This is a genomic window from Streptomyces sp. NPDC057136, assembly GCF_042670885.1.
Classification (GTDB): domain Bacteria; phylum Actinomycetota; class Actinomycetes; order Streptomycetales; family Streptomycetaceae; genus Streptomyces.
In genome coordinates this window covers 1-26,787 of record NZ_JBHUUV010000066.1, presented here as the reverse complement: position 1 = coordinate 26,787, position 26,787 = coordinate 1, and the positions used below count along the sequence as shown (strand labels likewise).

Here is a 26,787-nt window from a genome sequence, read left to right as displayed (position 1 = left end):
CGAGCGTTAGCCAGGGCCTGGCGGATGACGCGCTGCTGGGACGGACCGTTCGGCGCGGTCAGGCCGTTGCTCGCACCGTCCTGGTTCACCGCCGACCCACGCACCACCGCCAGCACCTGATGACCCTTGCGCCGCGCATCCGACAGCCGCTCCACCAGCAGCACACCAACACCCTCGGCCAGTCCGGTGCCGTCCGACGCGGCCGCGAACGGCTTGCAGCGCCCGTCTGCGGCCAGCGCCTGCTGCTGGCTGAAGTCGATGAAGGTGTTGGGCGAGACCATCACCGTGACGCCGCCCGCGAGGGCCATGTCGCACTCGCCCTGCCGCAGTGCCTGCGCCGCGAGATGCAGGGTCACCAGCGACGACGAGCAGGCGGTGTCCAACGTGACCGCCGGGCCCTCGAGTCCGAAGACGTAACTGAGCCGGCCGGACAGGACACTGCTGGAGGTGCCGGTGCCCAGGAACGCCTCGATGCCCTCGGGCACGGCCCGCACATCCGAGGCGTACTCCTTGTACATCACACCGGCGAAGACGCCGGTGCGGCTGCCGCGCACCGACACCGGGTCGATCCCGGCCCGCTCGAACGCCTCCCACGAGGTCTCCAGCAGCAACCGCTGCTGCGGATCCATCGCCAGCGCCTCACGCGGCGAGATCCCGAAGAACGACGGGTCGAAGCCCGCCGCGTCGTCGACGAAGCCGCCCTCGTGCACATAGGAGGTCCCACGCCGTTCCCGGCGCGGGTCCCACAGCCCCTCCAGGTCCCAGCCGCGGTCGGCCGGGAACGGAGCTATCGCGTCCGTGCCGGATTCGAGCAGCTCCCACAGCTGCTCGGGGCCGTCGATCCCGCCGGGGAACCGGCAGGCCATGCCGACGATCGCGATCGGCTCGCGTGCCTTCGACTCGGCATCGTTCAGCCGCTGCCGGTACTCGTGAAGGTCGGCGGCAGCCTTCTTCAGGTACCCGCGGAGCTTGTCCTCGTTGGACATGGCCATGTTCTCGTCGTCTCTTCTCAGTTGATCCCGAAGCCGTCGAGGAGATCGAAGATCTCGTCGTCGGTCGCGGATTCGATCTTTTCCCTGACCGTCTCGTCCTCCGCGCCGCCTTCGGCTGCGGACGCGGCGGTCAGCTTGGCCAGCAGGGCGTTCAGCCGGACCGCCACTCGATCCCGGCCGTCACCGTCCTCCGCCAGGCCGGACAGGGCTTGCTCCAAGGTGTCGATCTCGGCGATCACCGACTGCACGGCGCGCTCCTCGCCCATGGTGTCGGAGGCGAGTTCGGTGCCCAGCAGCTCGGCGATCGCGGCGGGCGTGGGATGGTCGAACACCAGCGTCGCGGGCAGGCGCAGCCCGGTCGCCGCCGTCAGCCGGTTGCGCAGCTGCACCGCCGTCAGCGAGTCGAAGCCGACCTCGCGGAACGCCCGGTCCGGCTCGACCGCGTCCGCGGAGGAGTGACCGAGCACGGAGGCGGCCTGGGACCGCACCAGATCCAGCAGCAGCGCGGACCGTTCGTCCTCCGGCGTGGCCGCCAGGTGCTCCCGGAGTGCGTCCGCAGAGCCTCCTGATGCGTCCGCCGTGCGCCGTGCCGGGGTGCGGACCAGGCCGCGCAGCAGGGGCGGCAGCGCATCGGCGCGTGCCAGCTCGCGCAGCCCGGGAAGGTCCAGCCGGACGGGGACCAGCACGGCCTCGTCCAGGGCCTCGGCGGTGTCCAGCAGCGCCAGGCCCTCGTCGGAGGTCAGAGCCGCGACCCCGCCGCGCGACAGGCGCCGTATGTCGCCGTCGTCGAGGTGGCCGGTCATGTCGCCGGCCTCCTCCCACAGGCCCCAGGCCAGCGAGGTGGCCGGGAGTCCGTCCGCGCGGCGCTGCCGGGCGAGGGCGTCCAGGAAGGCGTTGGCCGCCGCGTAGTTGGCCTGGCCCGGACCGCCGAAGACACCGGCCGCCGAGGAGAACAACACGAACGCGGCGAGGTCCAGCCCTGCGGTCAGCTCGTGCAGATGCCATGCCGCATCGGTCTTCGGACGCAGCACCCGGTCGACCTGGTCGGCGGTGAGGGTCCCGATCACACCGTCGTCCAGCACGCCCGCGGCGTGCACCACGGCGGTCAACGGGTGGGCGGCGGGGATGCCGTCCAGCAAAGCGGCCAGCGCATCCCGGTCGGCGGCGTCGCACGCGGCGATGGTCACCTCGGCGCCGAGTGCGGCCAGTTCGGCCCGCAGTTCGGCGGCGCCCGGGGCGTCCGGGCCGCGTCGGCCGGTCAGCAACAGGTGCCGGACGCCACGGGTGGTGACCAGGTGGCGGGCGACGATCGCGCCCAGGGTGCCGGTGCCGCCGGTGACGAGCACCGTGCCCTCCGGGTCCCGGTCCGCCCGCTGCCCGGCCCCGGTGGCCGGGGCGGCGACCCGGGCGAGACGGGGCGTGAACGCCGTGCCCGCACGGATCGCCAGCTGCTCCTCGCCGCCTGCCACCGCACCCGGGAAGGCGCGCAGCGAGGCGTCGTGGTCGTCGAGGTCCACCAGCACGAGGCGGCCGGGGTTCTCCGACTGCGCGGAGCGCACCAGGCCCCATACGGCCGCCTGCGCCGGGTCGGCCGGGATCCCGTCGGCCGGCCCGGTGGCGACCGCGCCGCTGGTGACGATCACCAGCCGGGACGCGGCGAACCGGTCGTCGGCTAGCCACTCCTGCACCAGCCGGAGCGTGCGGTGCACCGCACCGCGGGCCGCGGCGGCCCGGTCATCGGTCCAGGTCTGCCCGGCGCAGCAGGCGACGACCAGGTCCGGGACGGTTTCGCCGATGGCCGCCAGGTCGTCGGGCGTGCTGACGGGTGCGCCCGCACCGCTCAGCGCGACACCGATCTTGAGCGGGTCCTCGCCGAGGACCGCCCAGTTGGCGGCCGGGGTGCCGGACAGGAGCGGCTCGGACAGCCACTCCAGGCGGAACAGCGAGTCCGCTCCTTCGCCGCCCGCGGCCGCGAGCTGCTCGGCGGAGATCCTGCGCACCACGAGCGAGTCCACCGACGCGATCGGGGAGCCCTCACCGTCGGCGACGCGCACCCGCACCGCGTCCGTCCCGGCCCCGGACAGCCGCACCCGCAGCGCCCTGGCGCCCGGGGCGGCGGCGTGCAGCGCGACCCCGGACCAGGCGAACGGCAGCGGCGCACCGCCGTCGCCCGCCCCGGCGTCGTCCACGAACCGGCCCAGGCCGATCGCGTGCAGCGCCGCGTCCAGCAGCGCCGGGTGCACCCCGAAGGTGTCCGTTTCCACGCCCTCGGGCAGGGCCACGTCGGCAAAGACCTCGTCGCCCGCGCGCCAGGCGGCCCGCACACCCTGGAAGGTGGGCCCGTATTCCAGTCCGGCCGTGGCCAGTTCGTCGTACAGGGCGGAGACGTCGACCGGTTCCGCGCCGAGCGGCGGCCAGTTGTGCGCCGCCTCCTCTGCCTCGGGCCCGGCCTCGGCCAGTGTGCCGGACGCGTGCCGGGTCCAGGGCTGCTCGGCCTCGGCGTCCTCCCGCCGGGAGTGGATCACCACCGGGCGATGCCCGTCGTCGTCCGGCTCACCGACCGAGACGCGCAGCTGGACGCCGCCCGTGTCGGGCAGCACCAACGGCGCCTCCAGCGTCAGTTCGCTCACCAGAGCGCACCCGACCTGGCCGCCCGCCCGGAGCGCCAGCTCCACCAGTGCGGCTCCCGGAAGCAGCACCGTGCCCATGACGGCGTGGTCCGCCAGCCACGGGTGGGTGTCCTGGCCGACCCGGCCGGCCAGCAGCACCGCGTCGGAGTCGGGCAGGGCCACCGCGGCGCTCAGCAGCGGGTGCCCGGTGCTGCCCAGACCGATCGACGCCGCGTCGCCCCCGCCGGTGGCGGTGCCGGTCAGCCAGTAGCGCTGCCGCTGGAAGGCGTACGTCGGCAGGTCGGCCCGCCGCGCGCCGGTCCCGTCGAGCACCGCGGCCCAGTCGGGAGCGGCGCCGCGGACGTACGCCTCGGCGAGGGACGTCAGCAGACGGCTGCGTCCGCCGTCGCCGCGGTGCAGTGTGCCCACCACGACGGCGTCGCTGCCGGTCTCGTCCAGCGTCTGCTGCACGCCCAGTGTCAGCACCGGGTGCGGGCTGGACTCGACGAACGTACCGAAGCCCTGACCGGCGAGGTCGCGGATGGCGTCCGCGAACCGGACGGTCTGCCGCAGGTTCCGGTACCAGTAGGCGGCGTCCAGCCGCTCGGTGTCGATGAACTCCCCGTCCACCGTGGAGTAGAAGGGGATGCGGGAGGTGCGCGGCTCGATCGGGGCGAGCAGTTCCAGCAGCCGCTCCTCGATCTCCTCCACATGGGCGGAGTGCGAGGCGTAGTCGACGGCGATCCGGCGGTTGCGGATCTCCTCGGCCGTGCACTCCTGGGCCAGTTCGTCCAGCGCCTCGGGGTCGCCGGAGATCACGACCGAGGTGGAGCCGTTGACGGCGGCAACCGAGAGCCGCCCGCCCCAACGCTCCATCCTTTCCGCCGCCTGCTCCTCGGGCAGCGCGACGGACAGCATCCCGCCGCGGCCGGACAGGACGCCGATCGCCTGGCTGCGTAGCGCCACCACCCGTGCCGCGTCCTGGAGCGACAGCGCCCCGGCCACGCACGCGGCGGCGATCTCACCCTGGCTGTGGCCGACGACCACGCCCGGCTCGACGCCCAGCGAGCGCCACACCTCGGCGAGCGAGACCATCACGGCGAACAGCACGGGCTGCACCACATCGACCCGGTCGAAGGTGGGTGCCCCCGCCTCGCCGCGCAGCACGTCGAACAGCGACCAGTCGGTGAACGGTTCCAGTGCGGCGGCGCATTCGCCGAGCCGCTCCGCGAAGGCCGGCGAGGAGTCGAACAGGTCGAGCGCCATGCCGACCCACTGCGACCCCTGGCCCGGGAAGAGGAACGCGGCCTTGCCCACGGCCCCGGCGACGCCCTCCACGAGGTTCGGCGCCGACTCGCCACGCGCCAGCGCGGTCAGGCCGGCCAGCAGGTCGTCCCGCTCGGCGCACACCACGACCGCCCGGTGCTCGAACGAGGCCCTGCCGAGCGCCAGCGAGCCCGCGATGTCCACGGACGCGGTGCCGGGCTGCTGCTGGAGGTGGGCCAGCAGCCGCTGGGCCTGGGCCCGCAGCGCGGTACCGCTCCTGGCCGACAGCACCCAGGGGACCACCGGAGCGTCGGTCGCGGTCTGCCGCGGGGCGGGCTCGTCGGCCGTCGCCTGCTCCAGGATCACATGGGCGTTGGTGCCGCTGAAGCCGAACGAGGACACTGCGGCGCGGCGCGGACGGCCGGCCTCCGGCCAGTCGCGGGCTTCGGTCAGCAGCTCGACCGCCCCCGACTCCCAGTCCACGTGCGGGCTCGGTTCCCCGACGTGCAGGGTCCGGGGCAGCACACCGTGCCGCATCGCCATGACCATCTTGATCACACCACCGACACCGGCCGCCGCCTGGCTGTGCCCGATGTTCGACTTCAACGACCCCAGCCACAACGGCTCGGCATCCTCCGGCCGGTTCTGCCCGTAAGTCGCCAGCAACGCCTGCGCCTCGATCGGGTCACCCAGCGTCGTACCCGTGCCATGCGCCTCGACCACGTCCACATCACCGGGCTCAAGCCGAGCATTGGCCAGCGCCTGCCGGATCACCCGCTGCTGCGACGGACCGTTCGGCGCCGTCAGACCATTACTCGCACCATCCTGGTTGATCGCCGAGCCACGCACCACCGCCAGCACCTGATGACCGTTGCGCCGCGCGTCCGACAGCCGCTCCACCAGCAGCATGCCGACGCCCTCGGCCCAGCCGGTACCGTCCGCCGACGCGGAGAACGCCTTGCAGCGCCCGTCCCGCGCCAGCCCCCGCTGCCGGGAGAAGTCGATGAACGTGCCCGGGGTGGCCATCACGGTCACACCGCCGGCCAGCGCCATGTCGCACTCGCCGGCCCGCAGTGCCTGCACCGCCATGTGCAGCGCCACCAGGGACGACGAGCAGGCCGTGTCGATGGTGACAGCTGGGCCCTCAAGACCGAAGACGTAACTCACCCGGCCGGACACCACGCTGCCGGCCGTGCCGGTGCCCACGAAGCCGTCCACACCCTCGGGTATCGAACCGCCCAGCTGCGTCGCGTAGTCGTGGTACATCGAACCCGCGAAGACTCCGGTGCGGCTGCCGCGAGCCGACACCGGGTCGATCCCGGCCCGCTCGAACGCTTCCCACACCGCTTCCAGCAGCAGCCGCTGCTGCGGGTCCATCGCCGTCGCCTCGCGGGGGCTGATCCCGAAGAACGCCGGGTCGAACTCGGCGGCCTCGTGCAGGAAGCCGCCCTCCCGCGCATAGCTCTTGCCCGGCTTGTCCGGGTCGGGGTCGTAGAGCCCCTCCAGGTCCCAGCCGCGATCGGTCGGGAAGCCCGAGACCGCGTCGCCCGCGGACGCCACCAGCGACCACAGCTGCTCGGGGGAGCCGACGCCTCCCGGGTAGCGGCAGGCCATGCCGACGATCGCGATCGGGTCGCCGTCCACCGCGGCGGAGGCCCGGGGTGCCACCGGCGCCTCCGCGCCCGTGCCGAGCAGTTCCTCCTTCAGATAGCCGGAGATGGCCGCGGGGGTCGGGTAGTCGAAGACCAGCGTGGCGGGCAGCCTTATCCCGGTCGCCTCGCCCAGGCGGTTGCGCAGCTCGACGGCGGTCAGCGAGTCGAAGCCGATCTCGTTGAACGCCCGTTCCTCCTCGATCACCGCACCCGACGCATGGCCGAGTACGGCGGCCACCTCGTCGCGCACCAGCTCGAGCAGCAGCGCCGCGCGCTCGCCCTCCGGAGCGTCCAGCAGTCGCCGGCGGACGGTGTCGGCCCGGCCGCCGTCCGCGATGCGCCGTACCGTCGTACGGACCAGGCCGCGCAGCAGCGGAGGCAACGCGCCCGAGCCCGCCGCCGCACGCAGCACCGGCAGATCCAGGCTCACGGGCAGCAGCGCAGCCCCGGCCACCGAGCCCGCGAGGTCGAACAGCGCCAGGCCGTCCTGTGCGGTCAGGGCCAGTACGCCGCCCCGAGCCATCCGAGCCAGGTCGGCCTCGTCGAGGCTCTCGGACATGCCGCCGGACAGCCCGGCGGACGGCGCCCACAGGCCCCAGGCCAGCGAGGTGGCCGGCAGGCCGGACGCCGCGCGCAGCTCCGCCAGCGCGTCCAGGAAGCCGTTGGCCGCCGCGTAGTTGCCCTGTCCGGCACTGCCGAAGACGCCCGAGGCCGAGGAGAACAGCACGAACGCGGTGAGGTCCAGGTCCTGGGTGAGATCGTGCAGCAGCCAGGCCGCGTCCGCCTTGGGCCGGAAGACCCGGTCGATACGTTCCGGGGTCAGCGAGTCGATCGTTCCGTCGTCCAGCACACCGGCGGTGTGCACGACCCCGGTCAGCGGGTGCTCGACCGGCACCGAGGCCAGCAGCGCGGCCAGTGCCTCCCGGTCCGACACATCGCAGGCAGCCACGGTCACCTCGGCGCCCAGCCCGGCCAGTTCGGCCCGCAACTCGACGGCACCCGGGGCGTCCAGGCCACGACGACTGGTCAGCACCAGCTGCCGAACCCCGTGCTCAGCCACCAGATGCCGGGCCACCAGCGCACCCAGCGAACCAGTGCCACCGGTGATCAGCACCGTGCCGTCGCTGTCCAGGCGTGCGGCCGCCGACTCCGGGGAGCGGCTGACACGCGCCAGACGCGGCGCCCGCACCACGCCCTCGCGGATCGACAGCTGGTGCTCCACACCGCTGACGACCGCGGCGGTCAGCGCCGCCAGGGACTCCTCGTGCCCGTCCACATCGGCCAGCACGATCCGGCCCGGGTGCTCCGACTGCGCGGAGCGCACCAGGCCCCACACCGCCGACAGCACCGGATCCGCGAGCGCGCCACGGGTCAGCACGACCAGCCGGGCGTCGGCGAAGCCGTCGTTCGCCAGCCAGCTCTGCACCAGCTCCAGCGCGGCATGCGCGGAAGCCCTGGCTGCGGCGGGCACGCTCTCACCCGCGGCGGCCGCACAGGGGGCCACGACGACGTCGGGGGCGGCTTCGCCTGCCTCGATCGAGGCAGCGAGGGCGGCGAGATCGGGCACATCCCGGCCCAGGAACACCCACCGGCCCGCGTCCGCGGCGTCCGCCCCACGGGGCACCGTCACCGTCGCCCAGTCGACCTGGAACAGCGAGTCCCGGTAGACGTCGTCCGCCCGCTGGAGCTGATCGGCCGAGACCGGCCGCACGGCGAGCGAGTCGACGGTGGCGACCGCCGCACCGGAGCCGTCGGCGATGGCCAGCGAAACGCTCTCGCCGCCGGACCGGGTGACCCGCACACGCAGCACGGTGGCACCGGTGGCGTGGAGGGTGACCCCGGACCACGCGAACGGAAGCCGGGGACGGCCGTCGTCCGCCACGAAGTCGCCCAACGCGAGCGCGTGCAGCGCGGCATCCAGCAGTGCGGGGTGCAGGCCAAAGGCCTCCGCCTCCGCGCCTTCGGGCAGCGCCACCTCGGCGAAGACCTCGCCGTCCCGGCTCCAGGCGGCGGTGAGCCCCCGGAACGCCGGCCCGTACTCCAGCCCGTTCGCCGCGAGCCGGGCGTACAGGTCCTCGACCGGGACGGGGGCCGAACCCTCCGGCGGCCAGACCGCCGGATCGACTCCCGCGGCTGCCGGAGGACCCGGTGCCACCGCACCCGAGGCGTGGCAGGCCCACGGCTCGTCGTCCGTCGCGTCCTCCGGACGCGAATAGATGTCCACGCTCCGGCGGGCCCCGGCGTCGGCCTCGCCGATCGAGACGCGCAGCTGCACGCCTCCGCGCTCGGGCAGGACCAGCGGCGCCTGAAGCGTCAGCTCCTCGACGGTGTCGCAACCGACCTGGTCGCCGGCCCGGATGGCCAGCTCGATCAGGGCCGTGCCCGGGACCAGCACGGCCCCGGCGACGACGTGGTCGGCCAGCCACGGCTGCGCGTCCACCGACACCCTGCCCGTCAGCAGCGAACCGTTCGAGTCCGGCAGCGCGACCGCGGCACCGAGGAAGGGATGCTCGGCTGCACCGAGACCGACCGCCGCCAGATCCCCGACCGCGGACCCCCCGGAGGCCAGCCAGTAGTGCCGGCGCTGGAAGGGGTACGTGGGCAGGTCGACGCGCTGAGCACCGGTCCCGGCGTAGAACGCCGGCCAGTCGACCGTGTTCCCGGTGATGTGGACCCGGCCCAGAGCGGAAACCACGGCCTCCGGCTCGGGACGGTTCTTCCGCAGCGCCGCGATGAAGGCAACCGTGTCCGGGTCGATGTCGGGCAGGCAGTCCTGCGCCATCGCTGTCAGCACACCACCCGGACCCAACTCCAGGAACGTACGGACCCCTTCAGCGTGCAGGGCCTTGACCTCGTCCTCGAAACGGACCGCCTCACGGACATGACGCACCCAGTACTCCGGCAACGTCACCTCACCCCTCATCGAAATCTGCGGCGCCCGGAAGGTCAGCGACTCCGCGACCTTCCGGAAATCAGCCAGCATCCCGTCCATCCGGAACGAGTGGAACGCATGCGAGACCGTCAAACGCCTCGACTTCTCAAACCGGCCAGCCACCGCCAGGACAGCACCCTCATCACCAGAAATCACCACAGCCCTGGGGCCGTTGACCGCCGCAATATCCACACCATCAGTCAGCAGCGGCAACACCTCACCCTCCGACGCCTGAAGCGACACCATCGCCCCACCCGCCGGCAACCCCTGCATCAGACGACCACGAGCAGCGACCAGCCTGCCCGCATCCTCCAGCGACAACACACCAGCCACATGGGCGGCAGCCAGCTCACCGATGGAGTGCCCACCGACAAAGTCCGGTCGCACACCCCACGACTCCACCAACCGGAACAACGCCACCTCGACCGCAAACAGCGCAGCCTGCGTGAACTGCGTCTGATCCAACCGCCCGGCCTCATCCAGCACCGCCGGATCCAGCCCCAGCGCCCCACACGCCTCATCGAACGCCGCCGCGAACACCGGGAAGGTGGCGTGCAGCTCACGGCCCATACCAACCCGCTGCGCCCCCTGACCCGTAAACAACACCGCCAACTTGCCACCCAGCACCCGGCCCGACACCGTCTCCGACCCGACCAGCACCGCCCGGTGCTCGAAGGCAGAACGGCTCGTCACCAGCGAGAACCCGACATCCACCGGGTCGAGTTCGGCACCCGTCCGGCGCACCCGCTCGATCTGCGCGTCCAGCGCCTCCGGCGTCTTGCCCGACACCACCCACGGCACCACCGGCAGCTCGACATCACCCGCGGCAGGAGCCTCGGCCTCCGGTGCCTGCTCCAGAATCACATGCGCATTCGTGCCACTGAAGCCGAACGACGACACACCCGCACGACGGGGGCGTTCGGCCTCCGTCGGCCACTCCCTGGCCTCCGTCAGCAGCTCCACCGCACCCTCGGCCCAGTCCACCTGCGGCGACGGCTCATCCACATGCAGGGTCTTGGGCAGCACACCGTGCCGCATCGCCATGACCATCTTGATCACACCGGCGACACCCGCCGCGGCCTGCGTGTGACCCAGGTTCGACTTGATCGAGCCGAGCCACAACGGCTCGTTCTCCGCCCGGTCCTGGCCATAGGTGGCCAGCAACGCCTGCGCCTCGATCGGGTCACCCAGCCGGGTACCCGTGCCATGCGCCTCCACCGCGTCCACATCGGTGGTCGCCAGACCGGCCCCGGCCAGCGCCTGACGGATCACCCGCTGCTGCGAGGGACCGTTCGGCGCCGTCAGACCGTTGCTCGCACCGTCCTGGTTGATCGCCGAGCCCCGGATGACGGCCAGCACCTGGTGACCGTTGCGCCGGGCGTCCGACAGCCGCTCCACCACGAGCATGCCGACACCCTCGCCCCAGCCCGTGCCGTCCGCCGCACCGGCGAACGCCTTGCAGCGGCCGTTCAGGGCGAGGCCGCGCTGCCGGGAGAAGTCGACGAACGCATTGGGCGTCGCCATGACCGTGACACCGCCCGCGAGGGCGAGCGAGCACTCGCCCTGCCGCAGCGCCTGCACGGCCAGGTGCAGGGCGACCAGTGACGACGAACACGCCGTGTCCACCGTCATCGCCGGACCCTCAAGACCCAGCGAGTACGACACCCGGCCGGAGAGCACACCGGCCGAGGTACCCGTCCCGAGGAACGCTTCCACGCCGTCCGGCACCGACGTCAGTCGGGTTCCGTAGTCGTGGTAGATCACGCCGGCGTAGACACCGGTGTGGCTGCCGCGCAGCGTGCCCGGATCGATCCCGGCCCGCTCGAACGCCTCCCAGGACGCCTCCAGCAGCAACCGCTGCTGCGGATCCATCGCCAGCGCCTCACGCGGCGAGATCCCGAAGAAACCCGGATCGAACTCCGCCGCCTCATGCAGGAAACCACCATCACGCGTGTACGACGTCCCCGGACGACTCGCCTCCGGGTCGTACAACGACGCCACATCCCAGCCACGGTCCAACGGGAACGTCGACATCGCGTCCTCGCCATTGACCACCAGCCGCCACAACTCCTCCGGCGACGACACCCCACCCGGGAACCGACAACTCATCCCCACAATCGCGATCGGATCGTCGTCCGCCGTCGTGATCCGGGCCGCGGTAGCCGCCTTGGCCAGGTCGCCGGCCAGCTCATGGCGTATATACGCCATGAGCGCGGCGGGCGTCGGGTAGTCGAAGACGAGGGTGGCGGGCAACCGCAGCCCCGTGACCGCGTTCATCCGGTTCCGCAGCTCGACCGCCGTCAGCGAGTCGAACCCGATCTCCTTGAACGACCGGTCCGCCTCCACCGCATCCGCCCCGGCATGGCCGAGGACGACCGCGACCTGCTCGCGCACCAGGTCCAGCAGCGTGGCGTCCCGCTCGGACTCCGGCAGGGCGGCGAGCCGCTCGGTCAGCGAGTCGGCCGTGGCCGCGCCGGATTCGGCGGCCCGCCTGCGGGGCGCGCGGACGAGTCCGCGCAGGATCGGCGGCAGCTCGTCGGCGTGCGGCGCCAGCACCGCGGTGTCCAGGTGCATCGGCAGCGTGAGGGCTTCGTCGACGGACTGCGCCGTGTCGAACAGCGCGAGCCCGTCCTCGGCGGACAGCGGCGCAAAGCCTTCGCGCGCCATGCGTCCCAGATCGGCGTCGCTGAGGCCGCCCGACATGCCCTCGGCCTCCGCCCAGGGGCCCCAGGCGAGAGAGGCCGCGGGCAGTCCCGCCCGACGGCGCTGGTGGGCCAGCGCGTCGAGGAAGGCGTTGGCGGCCGAGTAGTTGCCCTGTCCCGGGTTGCCGAGGGTGCCGGCCGCGGAGGAGAACAGCACGAACGCCGACAGGTCCAACCCCGCGGTCAGCTCGTGCAGGTGGAGCGCGGCGTCGACCTTCGGCCGGAACACCGTCGCCAGCCGCCCCGGGGTCAGCGCGTCGATGACGCCGTCGTCGATCACACCGGCCGTGTGCACGACGCCGGTCAGCGGGTGCGCGACGGGCACCGAGGCCAGCAGCGCGGCCAGTGCCTCCCGGTCCGCCACGTCGCAGGCGGCCACGGTCACCTCGGCGCCCAGCCCGGTGAGTTCGGCGCGCAGCTCGGCCATGCCGGGCGCGTCCATGCCGCGCCGGCCGGTCAGCAGCAGCTGCCGAACCCCGTGCTCGGCCACCAGATGCCGGGCCACCAGCGCACCGAGCGCTCCGGTCGCGCCGCTCACGAGCACCGTGCCGTCGGCGCCCCAGCTCCGGGGCACGGTGAGCACGACCTTGCCGATGTTCTTCGCCTGGCCCAGGTATCGGAATGCCTCCGGCGCCCGCCGTACATCCCAGGCGGTGACCGGCAACGGCCGCAGCGCGCCGCTCTCGAAGAGGCCGAGCAGCTCGGTCAGGATCTCCTGGATCCGGTCCGGCCCGGCATCCGTGACGTCGAATGCCTGGTAGGCGACGCCGGGGTGGGCGGCGGCGACCTCGTCGGCGTCGCGGATGTCGGTCTTGCCCATCTCCACAAAGCGTCCGCCGTGCGGCAGCAGCCGCAGCGAGGCGTCCACGAACTCCCGGGCCAGGGAGTCGAGTACGACATCCACGCCTCGGCCGGATGTCGCGGCCAGGAAGCCGGCCTCGAAGTCCAGGGTGCGGGAGGAGGCGATGTGCGCCTCGTCCAGGCCCAGCTCGCGCAGCCGGTGCCACTTGCCCTGGCTCGCGGTGCCGTAGACCTCGGCACCCAGGTGCCCGGCCAGCTGCACGGCAGCGGAGCCGACGCCACCAGCGGCGGCGTGCACCAGCACGGACTCGCCGGACTTCAGTCCCGCCAGGTCCACCAGCGCGTAGTACGCCGTGAGGAACACCACCGGAGCCGCGGCCGCCTCGGCGAACGTCCAGCCCCTCGGCATCCGCGCCAGCAGTCGGCGATCGGCGATCGCCGTGGGCCCGAAGCCCGCGGTCGACAGCATGCCCAGCACCCGGTCGCCCGGTGCCAGGTCGGTGACGCCCTCGCCGACCTCGATGACGACACCGGCGCCCTCGAATCCGAGCAGCCCGGCGTCGCCCGGGTACATGTCCAGGACGTTGAGCACATCGCGGAAGTTCAGGCCTGCCGCGCGCACCGAGAGCCGCACCTCACCGGCCCGAAGCGGTGCGGTGGCCTCCGGGGCCGGGACCAGCCGCAGGTTCTCGAACGTGCCCTTCTCGGCGGCATCGAGCCGCCACGCGGGCGCCCCGGCCGGAGGCGCCAGCACGGCGTCGGTGGCCACGCGGGCGAGGCGTGCGACGAGCAGCCGCTCGCCTCGGACCGCGAGCTGCGGCTCACCGCAGGCCAGCGCGGCCGCGGGCACCCTCAGCAGGCTCTCGCCGTCCCCGTCGGCTTCGGCCGGACCGTCGGCGTCGATCAGGACGACCCGGTCCGGGTTCTCGGACTGAGCGGAGCGCACCAGACCCCACACGGCGGCGTGCGCCAGGTCGGACACATCCTCGGTCGCTTCGACCGCGACCGCACCCCGGGTCACCAGCACCAGACGTGAGGAGGCGAACCGTTCCTCGGCCAGCCAGCGCTGCACCAGGTCCAGTGCCCGCACCGTCGCGTCGTGCGCGGAAGAACCCGGCACCGGTCCGCAGGCCACCAGCACCGCGTCCGGCAGGGCGGCGCCGGAGGCGGCCGCCTCCGCCAGCGCGTCCAGGTCCGGGTACGCGGCGGCGACACCGGCCGCGCTGCCCGCGACCTCGACCCGCCACCGGTCGTCGGTGAGCAGCGCCCAGCCCTGGTCCGCCCCGCCCTCGCGGGCAGCCGCCGGAAGCGCGGCCCAGTCGAGACGGAACAGGGACTCGTGGCGGGCGGCCTCGGCATTGACCTGATCCGCCGAGATGGTGCGCAGCACCAGCGACTCGACGGAGGCCACCGGGGCGCCCGTGCCGTCGGCGATGGCCAGGCGGACCCCGTCGGCTCCGGCGGGCGAGACCCGGACGCGCAGCGTCGACGCACCGGAGGCGTGCAGCGTCACCCCGGTCCAGGCGAAGGGCAGCCGGGCCCCCTCGGGGTCACCGCCACCGACGAACGCGAGGGAGTGCAGCGCCGCGTCGAGCGCGGCCGGATGCAGGCCGAACGCGGCGGCATCGCCTTCCGCGCCGTCCTCGTTCGCCGACTCCGGCAGCACCACTTCGGCGAAGACCTCGTCGCCCATGCGCCAGGCGGCCTGCAGACCCTGGAACACCGGCCCGTACTGCAGGCCGGTCCCGGCCAGCCGCTCGTACAGGCCGTCGACCTCGACGGCCTCGGCATCGGCCGGCGGCCAGGCCTCCATCCGGAAGTCGGCGGCCTGCCCGGTGGTGGCCAGCGCGCCGGTGGCGTGCCGCGTCCAGGGCTGATCGAGGGCCTCGTCCTCCCGGCGCGAGTAGACGGTCACCTCACGGCGACCGGACGCGTCGGGCTCCCCGATCGCCAGCTGGACCTGGACGCCGCCCTGCTGGGGCAGGACCAGCGGCGTCTCCAGGGTCAGTTCCTCGACCGTGTCGCAGCCGACCTGGTCGCCCGCCCGGATCGCCAGCTCCACGAACGCGGTCCCCGGCAGCACAGCCGAGCCCATCACCGCATGGTCGGCCAGCCACGGATGGGTGTGCAGGGAGAGCCGGCCGGTGAAGATGTGGCCGCCCGACCCGGCCAGCACCACGGCCGCCCCGAGCAGCGGGTGATCGGCCGAGCCGAGGCCGAGACCGCCCGCGTCCACGGCGGAGACCGTGCCGCGCGGCCAGTACCGCCGACGCTGGAAGGGGTACGTGGGCAGGTCGACGCGCTGGGCCCCGGTCCCGGCGAAGAACGCCGGCCAGTCGACCTCGGTGCCGTGGACATGCAGCTGCGCCAGAGCGGAGACTACGTACCGGGACTCGGGCTCGTTCTTCCGCAGCGCGGGGATGAAGGCAACCGTGTCCGGGTCGATGTCGGGCAGGCAGTCCTGCGCCATCGCTGTCAGCACACCACCCGGACCCAACTCCAGGAACGTACGAACCCCTTCAGCATGCAGGGCCTTGACCTCGTCCTCGAAACGGACCGCCTCACGGACATGACGCACCCAGTACTCCGGCGACGTCACCTCACCGGTCATCGCAATCTTCGGTGTCCGGAACGTGAGCGACTCCGCAACCTTCCGGAAGTCCGCCAGCATCCCGTCCATCCGGGAGGAGTGGAACGCGTGCGAGACCGTCAAACGCTTCGACTTCTCAAACTGCCCGGCCACCGCCAGAACGGCATCCTCATCACCGGAAATCACCACAGCCCCAGGGCCGTTGACCGCCGCGATGTCCACACCGTCGGTCAGAAGCGGCCTGACCTCGTCCTCGGCCGCCCGGAGCGACACCATCGCCCCACCCGCCGGCAGCGCCTGCATCAGACGACCACGAGCAGCGACCAGCCTGCCCGCATCCTCCAGCGACAACACACCCGCCACATGCGCGGCGGCCAGCTCACCGATGGAGTGCCCACCGACAAAGTCCGGTCGCACACCCCACGACTCCACCAGCCGGAACAGGGCGACCTCGACGGCGAACAGCGCGGCCTGCGTGAACTGGGTCTGATCCAACCGCCCGGCCTCATCCAGCACCGCCGGATCCAGCCCCAGCGCCCCACACGCCTCATCAAAAGCCACCGCGAACACCGGGAAGGTGGCGTGCAGCTCACGGCCCATACCAACCCGCTGCGCACCCTGACCCGTAAACAACACCGCAAGCCGGCCACCCAGCACCCGCCCCGACACCAGCCGGGTGAGGTCGCCGTCGAGGGCGACGGCGCGGTGCTCGAAGGCCATCCGCCGCGCGAGGGTGGAGCCGACGTCCAACGGGTCCAGGCCGGCCACTGCCTCGCTCAGCTGCTCGATCGACGTGGTCAGCGCCTCCGGCGTCTTGCCGGACAGCACCCACGGCACCACCGGCAGCTCGACCTCACCCACGGCAGGAGCCTCGGCCTGCGGCGCCTGCTCCACAATCACATGCGCATTCGTGCCACTGAATCCGAACGATGACACACCCGCCCGACGCGGACGCTCCGCGTCCGACGGCCACTCCCTGGCCTCGGTCAGCAGCTCGACCGCGCCTGCCGACCAGTCGACGTGCGACGTGGCCTCGTCCACATGCAGGGTCTTGGGCAGCACACCGTGCCGCATCGCCATGACCATCTTGATCACACCGCCGACACCGGCGGCGGCCTGCGCGTGCCCGATGTTCGACTTCAACGAGCCGAGCCAGAGGGGATCGCGGTCTTCGGGGCGGTTCTGACCGTAGGTGGCCAGGAGGGCCTGCGCCTCGATCGGGTCGCCCAGGGTCGTACCCGTGCCGTGCGCCTCCACGACGTCGATGTCCCCGGCAGACAGCCCGGCGACGGCCAGGGCCTGCCGGATGACGCGCTGCTGGGACGGACCGTTCGGGGCTGTCAGGCCGTTGCTCGCACCGTCCTGGTTGATCGCCGAGCCCCGGATGACGGCCAGCACCTGGTGCCCGTTGCGGCGGGCGTCCGACAACTTCTCCAACAGCAGCATGCCGACGCCCTCCGCCCAGCCGGTGCCGTCCGCGGCACCGGCGAACGCCTTGCACCGCCCGTCGGGGGCCAGGCCGCCCTGTCGGGCGAAGTCGACGAACGTACCGGGGGTGGCCATCACAGTGGCACCACCGGCGAGTGCCATCTCGCACTCGCCCTGCCGCAGCGCCTGCGCCGCCAGGTGCAGGGCGACCAGCGACGACGAGCACGCCGTGTCGATGGTGACGGCGGGGCCTTCGAGGCCGAAGACGTAGCTGACGCGGCCGGAGGCGACGCTGCTCGACGTGCCGGTGCCGAAATACCCTTCGATGCCCTCAGGGTTCGCGGCCGCCAGGAAGGTCGCGTAATCGTGATAGGCGACGCCCGCGAACACGCCGGTCCGGCTGCCCCGCAGCGCGGGTATGTCGATGCCCGCCCGCTCGAAGGTGTCCCAGGAAGCTTCCAGCAGCAGTCGCTGCTGCGGATCCATCGCCAGCGCCTCGCGCGGGTTGATCTCGAAGAACGCCGGGTCGAAGTCACCGGCGTCGTGCAGGAATCCGCCTTCGCGCGTGTACGAGGTGTTGGGCTTGGTGCCCGTCGGGTCGTACAGCGAGTCGACGTCCCAGCCACGGTCGCGGGGGAATTCCGAGACCCCGTCGCCGTCCGAGGCAACCAGGTCCCACAGCTCCTCGGGCGAGCGGACGCCGCCGGGGTAGCGGCAGCTCATACCGACGATGGCGATCGGCTCGGGCAGGGCCGTCTCGACCTCACGCAGCCGACGGCGTGTCTGGTGCAGGTCATTGGTGACCCGCTTGAGGTACTCAAGCAGCTTCTGCTGATCGTTCATCGACTCAGCCTTCGAGTTGTCGCGGTCGTTCGTCGTGGTCATATCTCGGAAAGCCCCAGCTCGTTGTCGATGAAGTCGAAGACTTCAGCCACCGTCGCGTCCTGCAACTTGTCTGCGACGACCTCGTCGGTCCGGTCCTGCTCGCCGCGCGCGCACTTGGCCAGCAGCGCACTGAGCCGTTCCTCGACCCGGATGCTCACCAGTTCGTTGTGGTCCATCGCCCCGATCGCAGCCTCCAGCCGGTCGAGTTCGCCTTGGAGGCGGCTCGCTGTGACCGCTTCGGGCACGAGTTCTTCCCGTAGCAGGGAGACGAGCGCGACCGGGGTCGGGTAGTCGAAGACCAGCGTGGCGGGCAGCCGTAGGCCGGTGGTCCGGGTGATCCGGTCCCGCAGCTCCACAGCGGTGAGGGAGTCGAAGCCGAGGTCGGTGAAGGCCCGTTCGGGTTCGACGGCCTCCGGCCCGGAATGGCCGAGCACCGCGGCGGCCTGCAGCCGCACCAGGTCCAGCAGCACACCGGTCTGCTCGGCTGCCGGGAGGCCCGACAGCTGCTGGGCCAGGGCTTCCGCGTCCGCCCGCGCCTGTTCGGCCCGCTCCGCCTCGATCCGCTGGACCTCGGGGATCTCGCGGAAAAGCGGGTGGGATCCAGCCGCGGCGAACCCGTCCAGCAGGCGAGCCCAGTCGATCTCGGCGACGGCGACGTTCTCCTGGCCGTCCGCCAGGACCTCGGTGACCGCCGCGATGGCCGACGCCGGAAGGCCGTGCAGGCCGCCCTGGTCGTCGTCCCCGCCGTTGTCGCCCTCGGCGGCGCTTTCGCCGTCCCAGGGGCCCCAGGCGATGGCGGTCGCCGGGAGGCCGCAGTCGCGGCGGTGCCGGGCGAGAGCGTCCCAGAAGGCGCTCGCTGCGGCCTCGCCGCCCTGCCCGGGGCCGCCCAGCGTGCCGACGATCGAGGAGCACAGGACGAACGCGGACAGGTCGAGATGCGCGGTGAGTTCATGCGCGTTGGCGGCTGCGGCGACGCGGGTGCGGACCGCCTGGTCGAATGCCTCGGCATCGAGCGAGTCCAGCAGCCCGGACCAGGCGCCCCCATCGGCCCCGGCCGGCTCATCCGATCCAGTGCGCTCGGCGGACTCGTCCGCGAGGACCACCGCGGTCAGCGGGTGCTCCGCGGGCAGCCCGGACAGCAGCCCGGCAAACGCCTCGCGGTCGGCCGCCTCGGCGGAGGTGATGGTGACCAGGTGCTCGGCCCCGCGTTCGGCCAGCATGCGCGTCGCCCGCGCGCCGGTGGCCCCGGTCCCGCCGATGAGCAGCACAGTGCCGCGCGGCTCCCACTCCCCCGCCTGCGGGTTCGACCGAGCCCGCACCAGCCGCGGCACGAACAGCCCGGCCTCGCGGACGGCGACCTGGTTCTCGTCGGCCGGTCCGGCCAGCACGCCGATCAGCCGGGACACGGCACGTTCGGCCACGGACTCGGGTACATCGACCAGACCTCCCCAGCGCTCCGGGTGCTCGAAGCCCACGACCCTGCCGAGCCCCCACAGCTGCGCCTGCTCCGGGTTGTCCATCCGGTCGGCGCCACCGACCGAGACCGCGCCCCGCGTCGCCAGCCACAGCCGCCCGCGCACACCCGTGTCACCGAGGGCCTGCACCAGCGGCACCACGGGCAGTGCGGCCGAACCGCTCGCCCAGGACAGGATCCCGGCGACGGACGCCACGTCCACGGACGCTTCGTCGAGGGCCGCCCGCAACCGCGCGGCGACCATGTGCCGGTCGCCTGGCCGCAGTTCCACGGTCACGGCCTGCGCACCCGCCTCGCCCAGGGCGAGGGCCGAACGCTCGACCCAGCCGTCGCCACCGCACCCGGCGGGCGCGACCACCAGCCACGCCCCGGACAGCGCGCGCGGCGTGCCCTCCACCATGCGGGACCACACCGTCCGGTACCGCCAGGGATCCTGGGCCGCCAGGCCCATCCCCTGGTCCGGCTCCGCCGTGGCCTCCAGCCAGTAGTGCTGGCGCTGGAAGGGGTACGTGGGCAGGTCGACGCGCTGAGCACCGGTCCCGGCGTAGAACACCGGCCAGTCGACCGTGTTCCCGGTGATGTGGACCCGGCCCAGAGCGGAAACCACTGCCTCCGGCTCGGGACGGTTCTTCCGCAGCGCGGGGATGAAGGCAACCGTGTCCGGGTCGATGTCGGGCAGGCAGTCCTGCGCCATCGCTGTCAGCACACCACCCGGACCCAACTCCAGGAACGTCCGCACACCCTCGGCGTACAGCCCCTTGACCTCGTCCTCGAAACGGACCGCCTCACGGACATGACGCACCCAGTACTCCGGCGACGTCACCTCACCGGTCATCGCGATCTTCGGTGTCCGGAACGTGAGCGACTCCGCAATCTTCCGGAAGTCCGCCAGCATCCCGTCCATCCGGGAGGAGTGGAACGCGTGCGAGACCGTCAGCCGCTTCGACTTCTCAAACTGCCCGGCCACCGCCAGAACGGCATCCTCATCACCGGAAATCACCACAGCCCCAGGGCCGTTGACCGCCGCGATGTCCACACCGTCGGTCAGAAGCGGCCTGACCTCGTCCTCGGCCGCCCGGAGCGACACCATCGCCCCACCCGCCGGCAGCGCCTGCATCAGACGACCACGAGCGGCGACCAGCCTGCCCGCATCCTCCAGCGACAACACACCCGCCACATGGGCGGCAGCCAGCTCACCGATGGAGTGCCCACCGACAAAGTCCGGTCGCACACCCCACGACTCCACCAACCGGAACAACGCCACCTCGACAGCAAACAGCGCGGCCTGCGTGAACTGGGTCCGGTCGAGCAGCTCCGCCTGGCCGAACACCTCGGCGTCCAGCCCCAGCGCCCCACACGCCTCATCAAACGCCGCCGCGAACACCGGGAAGGTGGCGTGCAGCTCACGGCCCATACCAACCCGCTGCGCACCCTGACCCGTAAACAACACCGCAAGCCGGCCACCCAGCACCCGGCCCGACACCGTCTCCGACCCGACCACCACAGCCCGGTACTCGAAAGCAGAACGGCTCGTCACCAGCGAGAACCCGACATCCACCGGGTCGAGTTCAGCACCCGTCCGGCGCACCCGCTCGACCTGCGCGTCCAGCGCCTCCGGCGTTTTGCCCGACACCACCCACGGCACCACCGGCAACTCAATGCCACCCACCGCAGACGCCTCAGCCTCCGGCGCCTGCTCCAGAATCACATGCGCATTCGTGCCACTGAAGCCGAACGACGACACACCCGCACGACGGGGGCGTTCGGCCTCCGTCGGCCACTCCCTGGCCTCCGTCAGCAGCTCCACCGCACCCTCGGCCCAGTCCACCTGCGGCGTGGGCTCATCCACATGCAGGGTCTTGGGCAGAACACCGTGCCGCATCGCCATGACCATCTTGATCACACCGGCGACACCCGCCGCGGCCTGCGTGTGACCCAGGTTCGACTTGATCGAGCCGAGCCACAACGGCTCGTTCTCCGCCCGGTCCTGGCCATAGGTGGCCAGCAACGCCTGCGCCTCGATCGGGTCACCCAGCCGGGTACCCGTGCCATGCGCCTCCACCGCGTCCACATCCGTCGCGGTCAGCCCGGCATTCGCCAGGGCCCGGCGGATGACGCGCTGCTGGGACGGACCGTTCGGCGCCGTCAGACCGTTGCTCGCACCATCCTGGTTGATCGCCGAGCCCCGGATGACGGCCAGCACCTGGTGACCGTTGCGCCGGGCGTCCGACAGCCGCTCCACCACGAGCATGCCGACACCCTCGCCCCAGCCCGTGCCGTCCGCCGCACCGGCGAAAGCCTTGCAGCGGCCGTCCCGCGCCAGCCCGCGCTGACGGGAGAAGTCGATGAACGTGTTGGGGGTGGACATCACGGTCACGCCACCGGCCAGCGCCATCTCGCACTCGCCCTGCCACAGCGCCTGCACGGCCAGGTGCAGGGCGACCAGCGACGACGAACACGCCGTGTCCACCGTCACCGCCGGACCCTCAAGACCCAGCGAGTACGACACCCGGCCGGAGAGCACACCGGCCGAGGTACCCGTCCCGAGAAAGCCTTCCACGCCGTCCGGCACCGACGAGCCGAGCCGTGCACCGTAGTCGTGGTAGATCACGCCGGCGTAGACACCGGTGTGGCTGCCGCGCAGCGTGCCCGGATCGATCCCGGCCCGCTCGAACGCCTCCCAGGACGCCTCCAGCAGCAACCGCTGCTGCGGATCCATCGCCAGCGCCTCACGCGGCGAGATCCCGAAGAAACCCGGATCGAACTCCGCCGCCTCATGCAGGAAACCACCATCACGCGTGTACGACGTCCCCGGACGACTCGCCTCCGGGTCGTACAACGACGCCACATCCCAGCCACGGTCCAACGGGAACGTCGACATCGCGTCCTCGCCATCGACCACCAGCCGCCACAACTCCTCCGGCGACGACACCCCACCCGGGAACCGACAACTCATCCCCACAATCGCGATCGGATCGTCGTCGAGGGAAGCACGTCCGCCGGACACCGGCCGCAGTTCCTCGTCCCGGCCGCCCACCAGTTCGTCGTGCAGGTGGGCGGTGAGCGCGGCGGGCGTCGGGTAGTCGAAGACCAGGGTGGCGGGCAACCGCAGCCCCGTGACCGCGTTCATCCGGTTCCGCAGCTCGACCGCCGTCAGCGAGTCGAACCCGATCTCCTTGAACGACCAGTCCGCCTCCACCGCATCCGCCCCGGCGTAGCCGAGGACGACCGCGACGTTGGACTGGATCAGTTCGAGGAGCAGGCGCTCCCGCTCGTCCGGGCCGAGTCCGGCGAGGCGCTGCCGCAGTCCGTCCACGGCGGCGGTGCCGCCCGCGGCCGTCCGCCGCGCCTTGGTGCGCACCAGGCCGCTGAGCAGGGCCGGGACCTCGCCGCCGTGCGCGGTCATGGCCGTGGTGTCCAGATGCATCGGCACCAGCGCCAGCTCCGCGGTGCGGTGCGCGGCGTCGAAGAGTGCCAGGCCGTCGGCCACGGACAGCGCCGGGGTGCCCGAGCGGACCAGGCGCTCCAGGTCGGCGGCGGTCAGTTCGCCCACCATGCCGCTGTCCTGCGCCCAGGCACCCCACGCGAGGGAGGTCCCGGGAAGCCCTGCCGCGCGCCGGTGCTGGACGAGGGCGTCCAGGAAGGCGTTGGCCGCCGCGTAGTTGGCCTGGCCCGGGTTGCCGAAGACTCCGGCCGCGGAGGAGAACAGGACGAAGGCGGCGAGGTCCAGCCCGGCGGTCAGCTCGTGCAGGTGGAGCGCGGCGTCGACCTTGGGCCGGAACACCGTCGCCAGCCGCTCCGGGTTCAGGGAGTCGATCGTTCCGTCGTCCAGCACACCGGCGGCGTGCACGACGCCGGTCAGCGGGTGCGCGACGGGCACGGATGCCAGCAGCGCGGCCACCGCGTCGCGGTCGGCCACATCGCAGGCTGCGACGGTCACCTCGGCGCCCAGTTCGGCGAGTTCGGCGCACAGCTCGGCGGCGCCGGGGGCGTCGCCACCGCGCCGGCTCGTCAGCAGCAACTGCCGCACCCCGTGCTCGGCCACCAGATGCCGGGCCACGATCCGGCCGAGGCCACCGGTGCCGCCGGTGACCAGCACCGTGCCGTCGGCGTCCCAAGCCCTCGGCACGGTGAGCACGACCTTGCCGACATGCTTGGCCTGGCCCAGGTGACGGAATGCCTCCGGCGCCCGCCGTACATCCCAGGCGGTGACCGGCAACGGCCGCAGCGCGCCGCTCTCGAACAGCTCCAGCAGTGCGCCGAGCATCTGCTGAATACGGTCCGGCCCGGCGTCCATCACGTCGAACGCCTGGTACGAGACGCCGGGGTGCGCCGCAGCGACCTCGTCGGCGTCACGGATGTCGGTCTTGCCCATCTCCACAAAGCGTCCGCCGTGCGGCAGCAGCCGCAGCGAGGCGTCCACGAACTCCCCGGCCAGGGAGTCCAGGACGACATCCACGCCACGGCCGGATGTCGCGGCCAGGAAGCCGGCCTCGAAATCCAGGGTGCGGGAGGAGGCGATGTGCGCCTCGTCCAGGCCCAGCTCGCGCAGCGTGCCCCACTTGCCCTGGCTCGCGGTGCCGTAGACCTCGGCACCCAGGTGCCCGGCCAGCTGCACCGCGGCCATGCCGACGCCACCAGCAGCGGCGTGCACCAGCACGGACTCGCCGGACTTCAGTCCCGCCAGGTCCACCAGCGCGTAGTACGCCGTGAGGAACACCACCGGAGCCGCGGCCGCCTCGGCGAACGTCCAGCCCCTCGGCATCCGCGCCACCAGCCGGCGGTCCGTGACGGTAAGCGGTCCGAAGGAGCCGGACAGCATGCCCATCACCCGGTCGCCGGGGGCCAGATCGGTCACGCCCTCGCCGACCTCGACGACGACACCGGCACCTTCCAGCCCCAGCAGACCTGCGTCGCCCGGGTACATGTCCAGGACGTTGAGCACATCACGGAAGTTCAGGCCACCGGCCCGCACCTCGACCCGCACCTGCCCGGGCATCAGCGGCGCGGCCGCCTGCTCGTTCGGCACGAAGCACAGCCCCTCCAGCGTTCCCTTGCCGACGAAGTCCAGTCGCCAGGCATCGGTGTCCGCCGGGGGCGTCAGCGCGGTGCCGGAGCCGACGCGCGCCAGCCGGGGGACGCGCAGCTCGCCCGCCCGGAGCGCCAGCTGCGGCTCGCCGGTCCCGAGGGCGGACGGCAGCGCGCGCCACGACTCGGCCGAGCCGTCGACGTCGACCAGCACCAGCCGATCCGGGTTCTCCGACTGCGCCGAACGCACCAGCCCCCACACGGCGGCATGCGCCAGGTCGGCCGGGGACTCGGCGGCGTCAGCGGCCACCGCCCGCCGCGTCACCAGCACCAGACGCGCGGCGGCGAAGCGTTCCTCGGCCAGCCAGCGCTGCACCAGTCCCAGCGCCCGCGCCGCGGCCTCGTGCGTCTGCCCGGCGCTCACCGGCGACGCCGCGTCGCCCGGGGAGCACGGCACCAGCACCACGTCCGGCAGCTGAGCCGCAGGCGTCTGCAGGTCGGCCCACAGCTCCGTCTCGATGCCGGCGTCCGCCAGCGCGTCGGCCACGCCGATGGGGTCGGCCCCGAGCACGGCCCACCGGCCGCCCGGCCGCCCGGCCCCGTCGGATCCGGAGTCGGAGTCGGAGTCGGAGCTGGAGCCGGAGTCCGCGACCGCGGCCGCGACCGTTGCCCAGTCCAGCCGGAACATCGAGTCCTGCAGGGCGGAGGCAGCGGTGGCCAGCTGCTCGGTGTCGATGGGACGCAGTGTCAGGGAGTCGATGGTGGCAACCGGCGCACCCGTGCCATCGGCGACCGCCAGTGACACCTCGTCCCGACCGCGCGACGAGATCCGCACCCGCAGCTGCGCCGCCCCGACGCTGTGCAGCGCGACGCCCGACCAGGAGAACGGCAGCCGGGGACGGCCGTCGTCCTCCACGAAGTCACCCAGGCCGATGGCGTGCAGCGCCGCGTCCAGGGCCGCGGGGTGTAGCCCGAAGGCGGCCGCCTCACGCTCCGCGTCACCCGGCAGGGCGATCTCCGCGAACACGTCCTCGCCGCTGCGCCAGGCAGCCCGCAGGCCGCGGAACGCCGGCCCGTACTCCAGCCCGGTCTGGGCCAGTTCGTCGTACAGTCCGTCGACCGCGACGGCCTTGGCACCGGCCGGCGGCCACTGCGTGAGGTCGGCATCCGGTGCCGTCGCGCCCGTCGTCGTGGTCAGTGTGCCCGCGGCGTGCCGGGTCCACGGATTCTCCGCCGGGGCACCGTCGGGGCGCGAGTGGACCCGCACCTCGCGGCGCGCCGATCCGTCCGCCTCACCGACGGTGACCCGCAACTGCACCCCGCCCCGCTCGGGCAGGGTCAGCGGCGCCTCCAGGGTCAGCTCTTCGAGCAGGTCGCAGCCGACCTGGTCGCCGGCCCGGATCGCCAGCTCGACGAGTCCGGTACCCGGCACCAGCACGGTGCCCGCCACGGCATGGTCCGCCAGCCACTCATGGGTCTGACGCGAGAGCCGGCCGGTGAGCATGAAGCCGTCGGAGTCCGGCAGCGCGATGGCGGCACCGAGCAGGGGGTGCTCGGCGGAACCGAGCCCCAGCCCGGCCACATCCGTGGTGACCGCCGAGCCGCGCGGCCAGAAGCGCTGATGCTGGAAGGGGTACGTGGGCAGGTCGACGCGCTGGGCCCCGGTCCCGGCGAAGAACGCCGGCCAGTCGACCTCGGTGCCGTGGACATGCAGCTGCGCCAGGGCGGAGACCACGGCCTCCGGCTCGGGGCGGTTCTTGCGCAGCGCCGCGATGAACGCCAGGCCGTCGGTGTCGGGCAGGCAGTCCTGCGCCATCGCTGTCAGCACACCACCCGGACCCAACTCCAGGAACGTACGAACCCCTTCAGCATGCAGGGCCTTGACCTCGTCCTCGAAACGGACCGCCTCACGGACATGACGCACCCAGTACTCCGGCAACGTCACCTCACCCCTCATCGAAATCTGCGGCGCCCGGAAGGTCAGCGACTCCGCGACCTTCCGGAAATCGGCCAGCATCCCGTCCATCCGGAACGAGTGGAACGCATGCGAGACCGTCAAACGCTTCGACTTCTCAAACCGCCCAGCCACCGCCAGAACGGCATCCTCATCACCGGAAATCACCACAGCCCTGGGGCCGTTGACCGCCGCAATATCCACACCATCAGTCAGCAGCGGCAACACCTCACCCTCCGACGCCTGAAGCGACACCATCGCCCCACTCGCCGGCAACCCCTGCATCAGACGACCACGAGCAGCGACCAGCCTGCCCGCATCCTCCAGCGACAACACACCAGCCACATGGGCGGCGGCCAACTCACCAATGGAGTGCCCGGCCACGAAGTCCGGCTTCACACCCCACGACTCCACCAACCGGAACAGGGCGACCTCGACGGCGAACAGCGCGGCCTGCGTGAACTGGGTCCGGTC

Annotated in this window: 3 protein-coding genes; all 3 read right to left on the bottom strand. The window is 72.5% G+C overall.

What is annotated here, in order from left to right; all coding sequences use genetic code 11:
- Window positions 1-986, bottom strand: a 986-nt coding sequence (locus ACFT7S_RS37405; protein WP_382740629.1) for a beta-ketoacyl synthase N-terminal-like domain-containing protein, incomplete at its 3' end; no start/stop codon positions are given.
- Window positions 987-1,009: 23 nt separating this feature from the next.
- The gene (locus ACFT7S_RS37400; RefSeq protein ID WP_382740626.1) at window positions 1,010-17,857 is read right to left on the bottom strand and encodes an SDR family NAD(P)-dependent oxidoreductase; all 16,848 of its coding nucleotides are present in this window, start codon (window positions 17,855-17,857) and stop codon (window positions 1,010-1,012) included.
- On the bottom strand, window positions 17,854-26,787 hold an 8,934-nt coding region (locus tag ACFT7S_RS37395), incomplete at its 5' end, for an SDR family NAD(P)-dependent oxidoreductase (RefSeq protein WP_382740624.1). The genes ACFT7S_RS37400 and ACFT7S_RS37395, both read right to left, overlap by 4 nt.

Excerpts from the sequence above, each read along its gene's own strand:
- ACFT7S_RS37400 (WP_382740626.1), bottom strand. The coding sequence starts at position 17,857 with ATGACCACGACGAACGACCGCGACAACTCGAAGGCTGAGTCGATGAAC.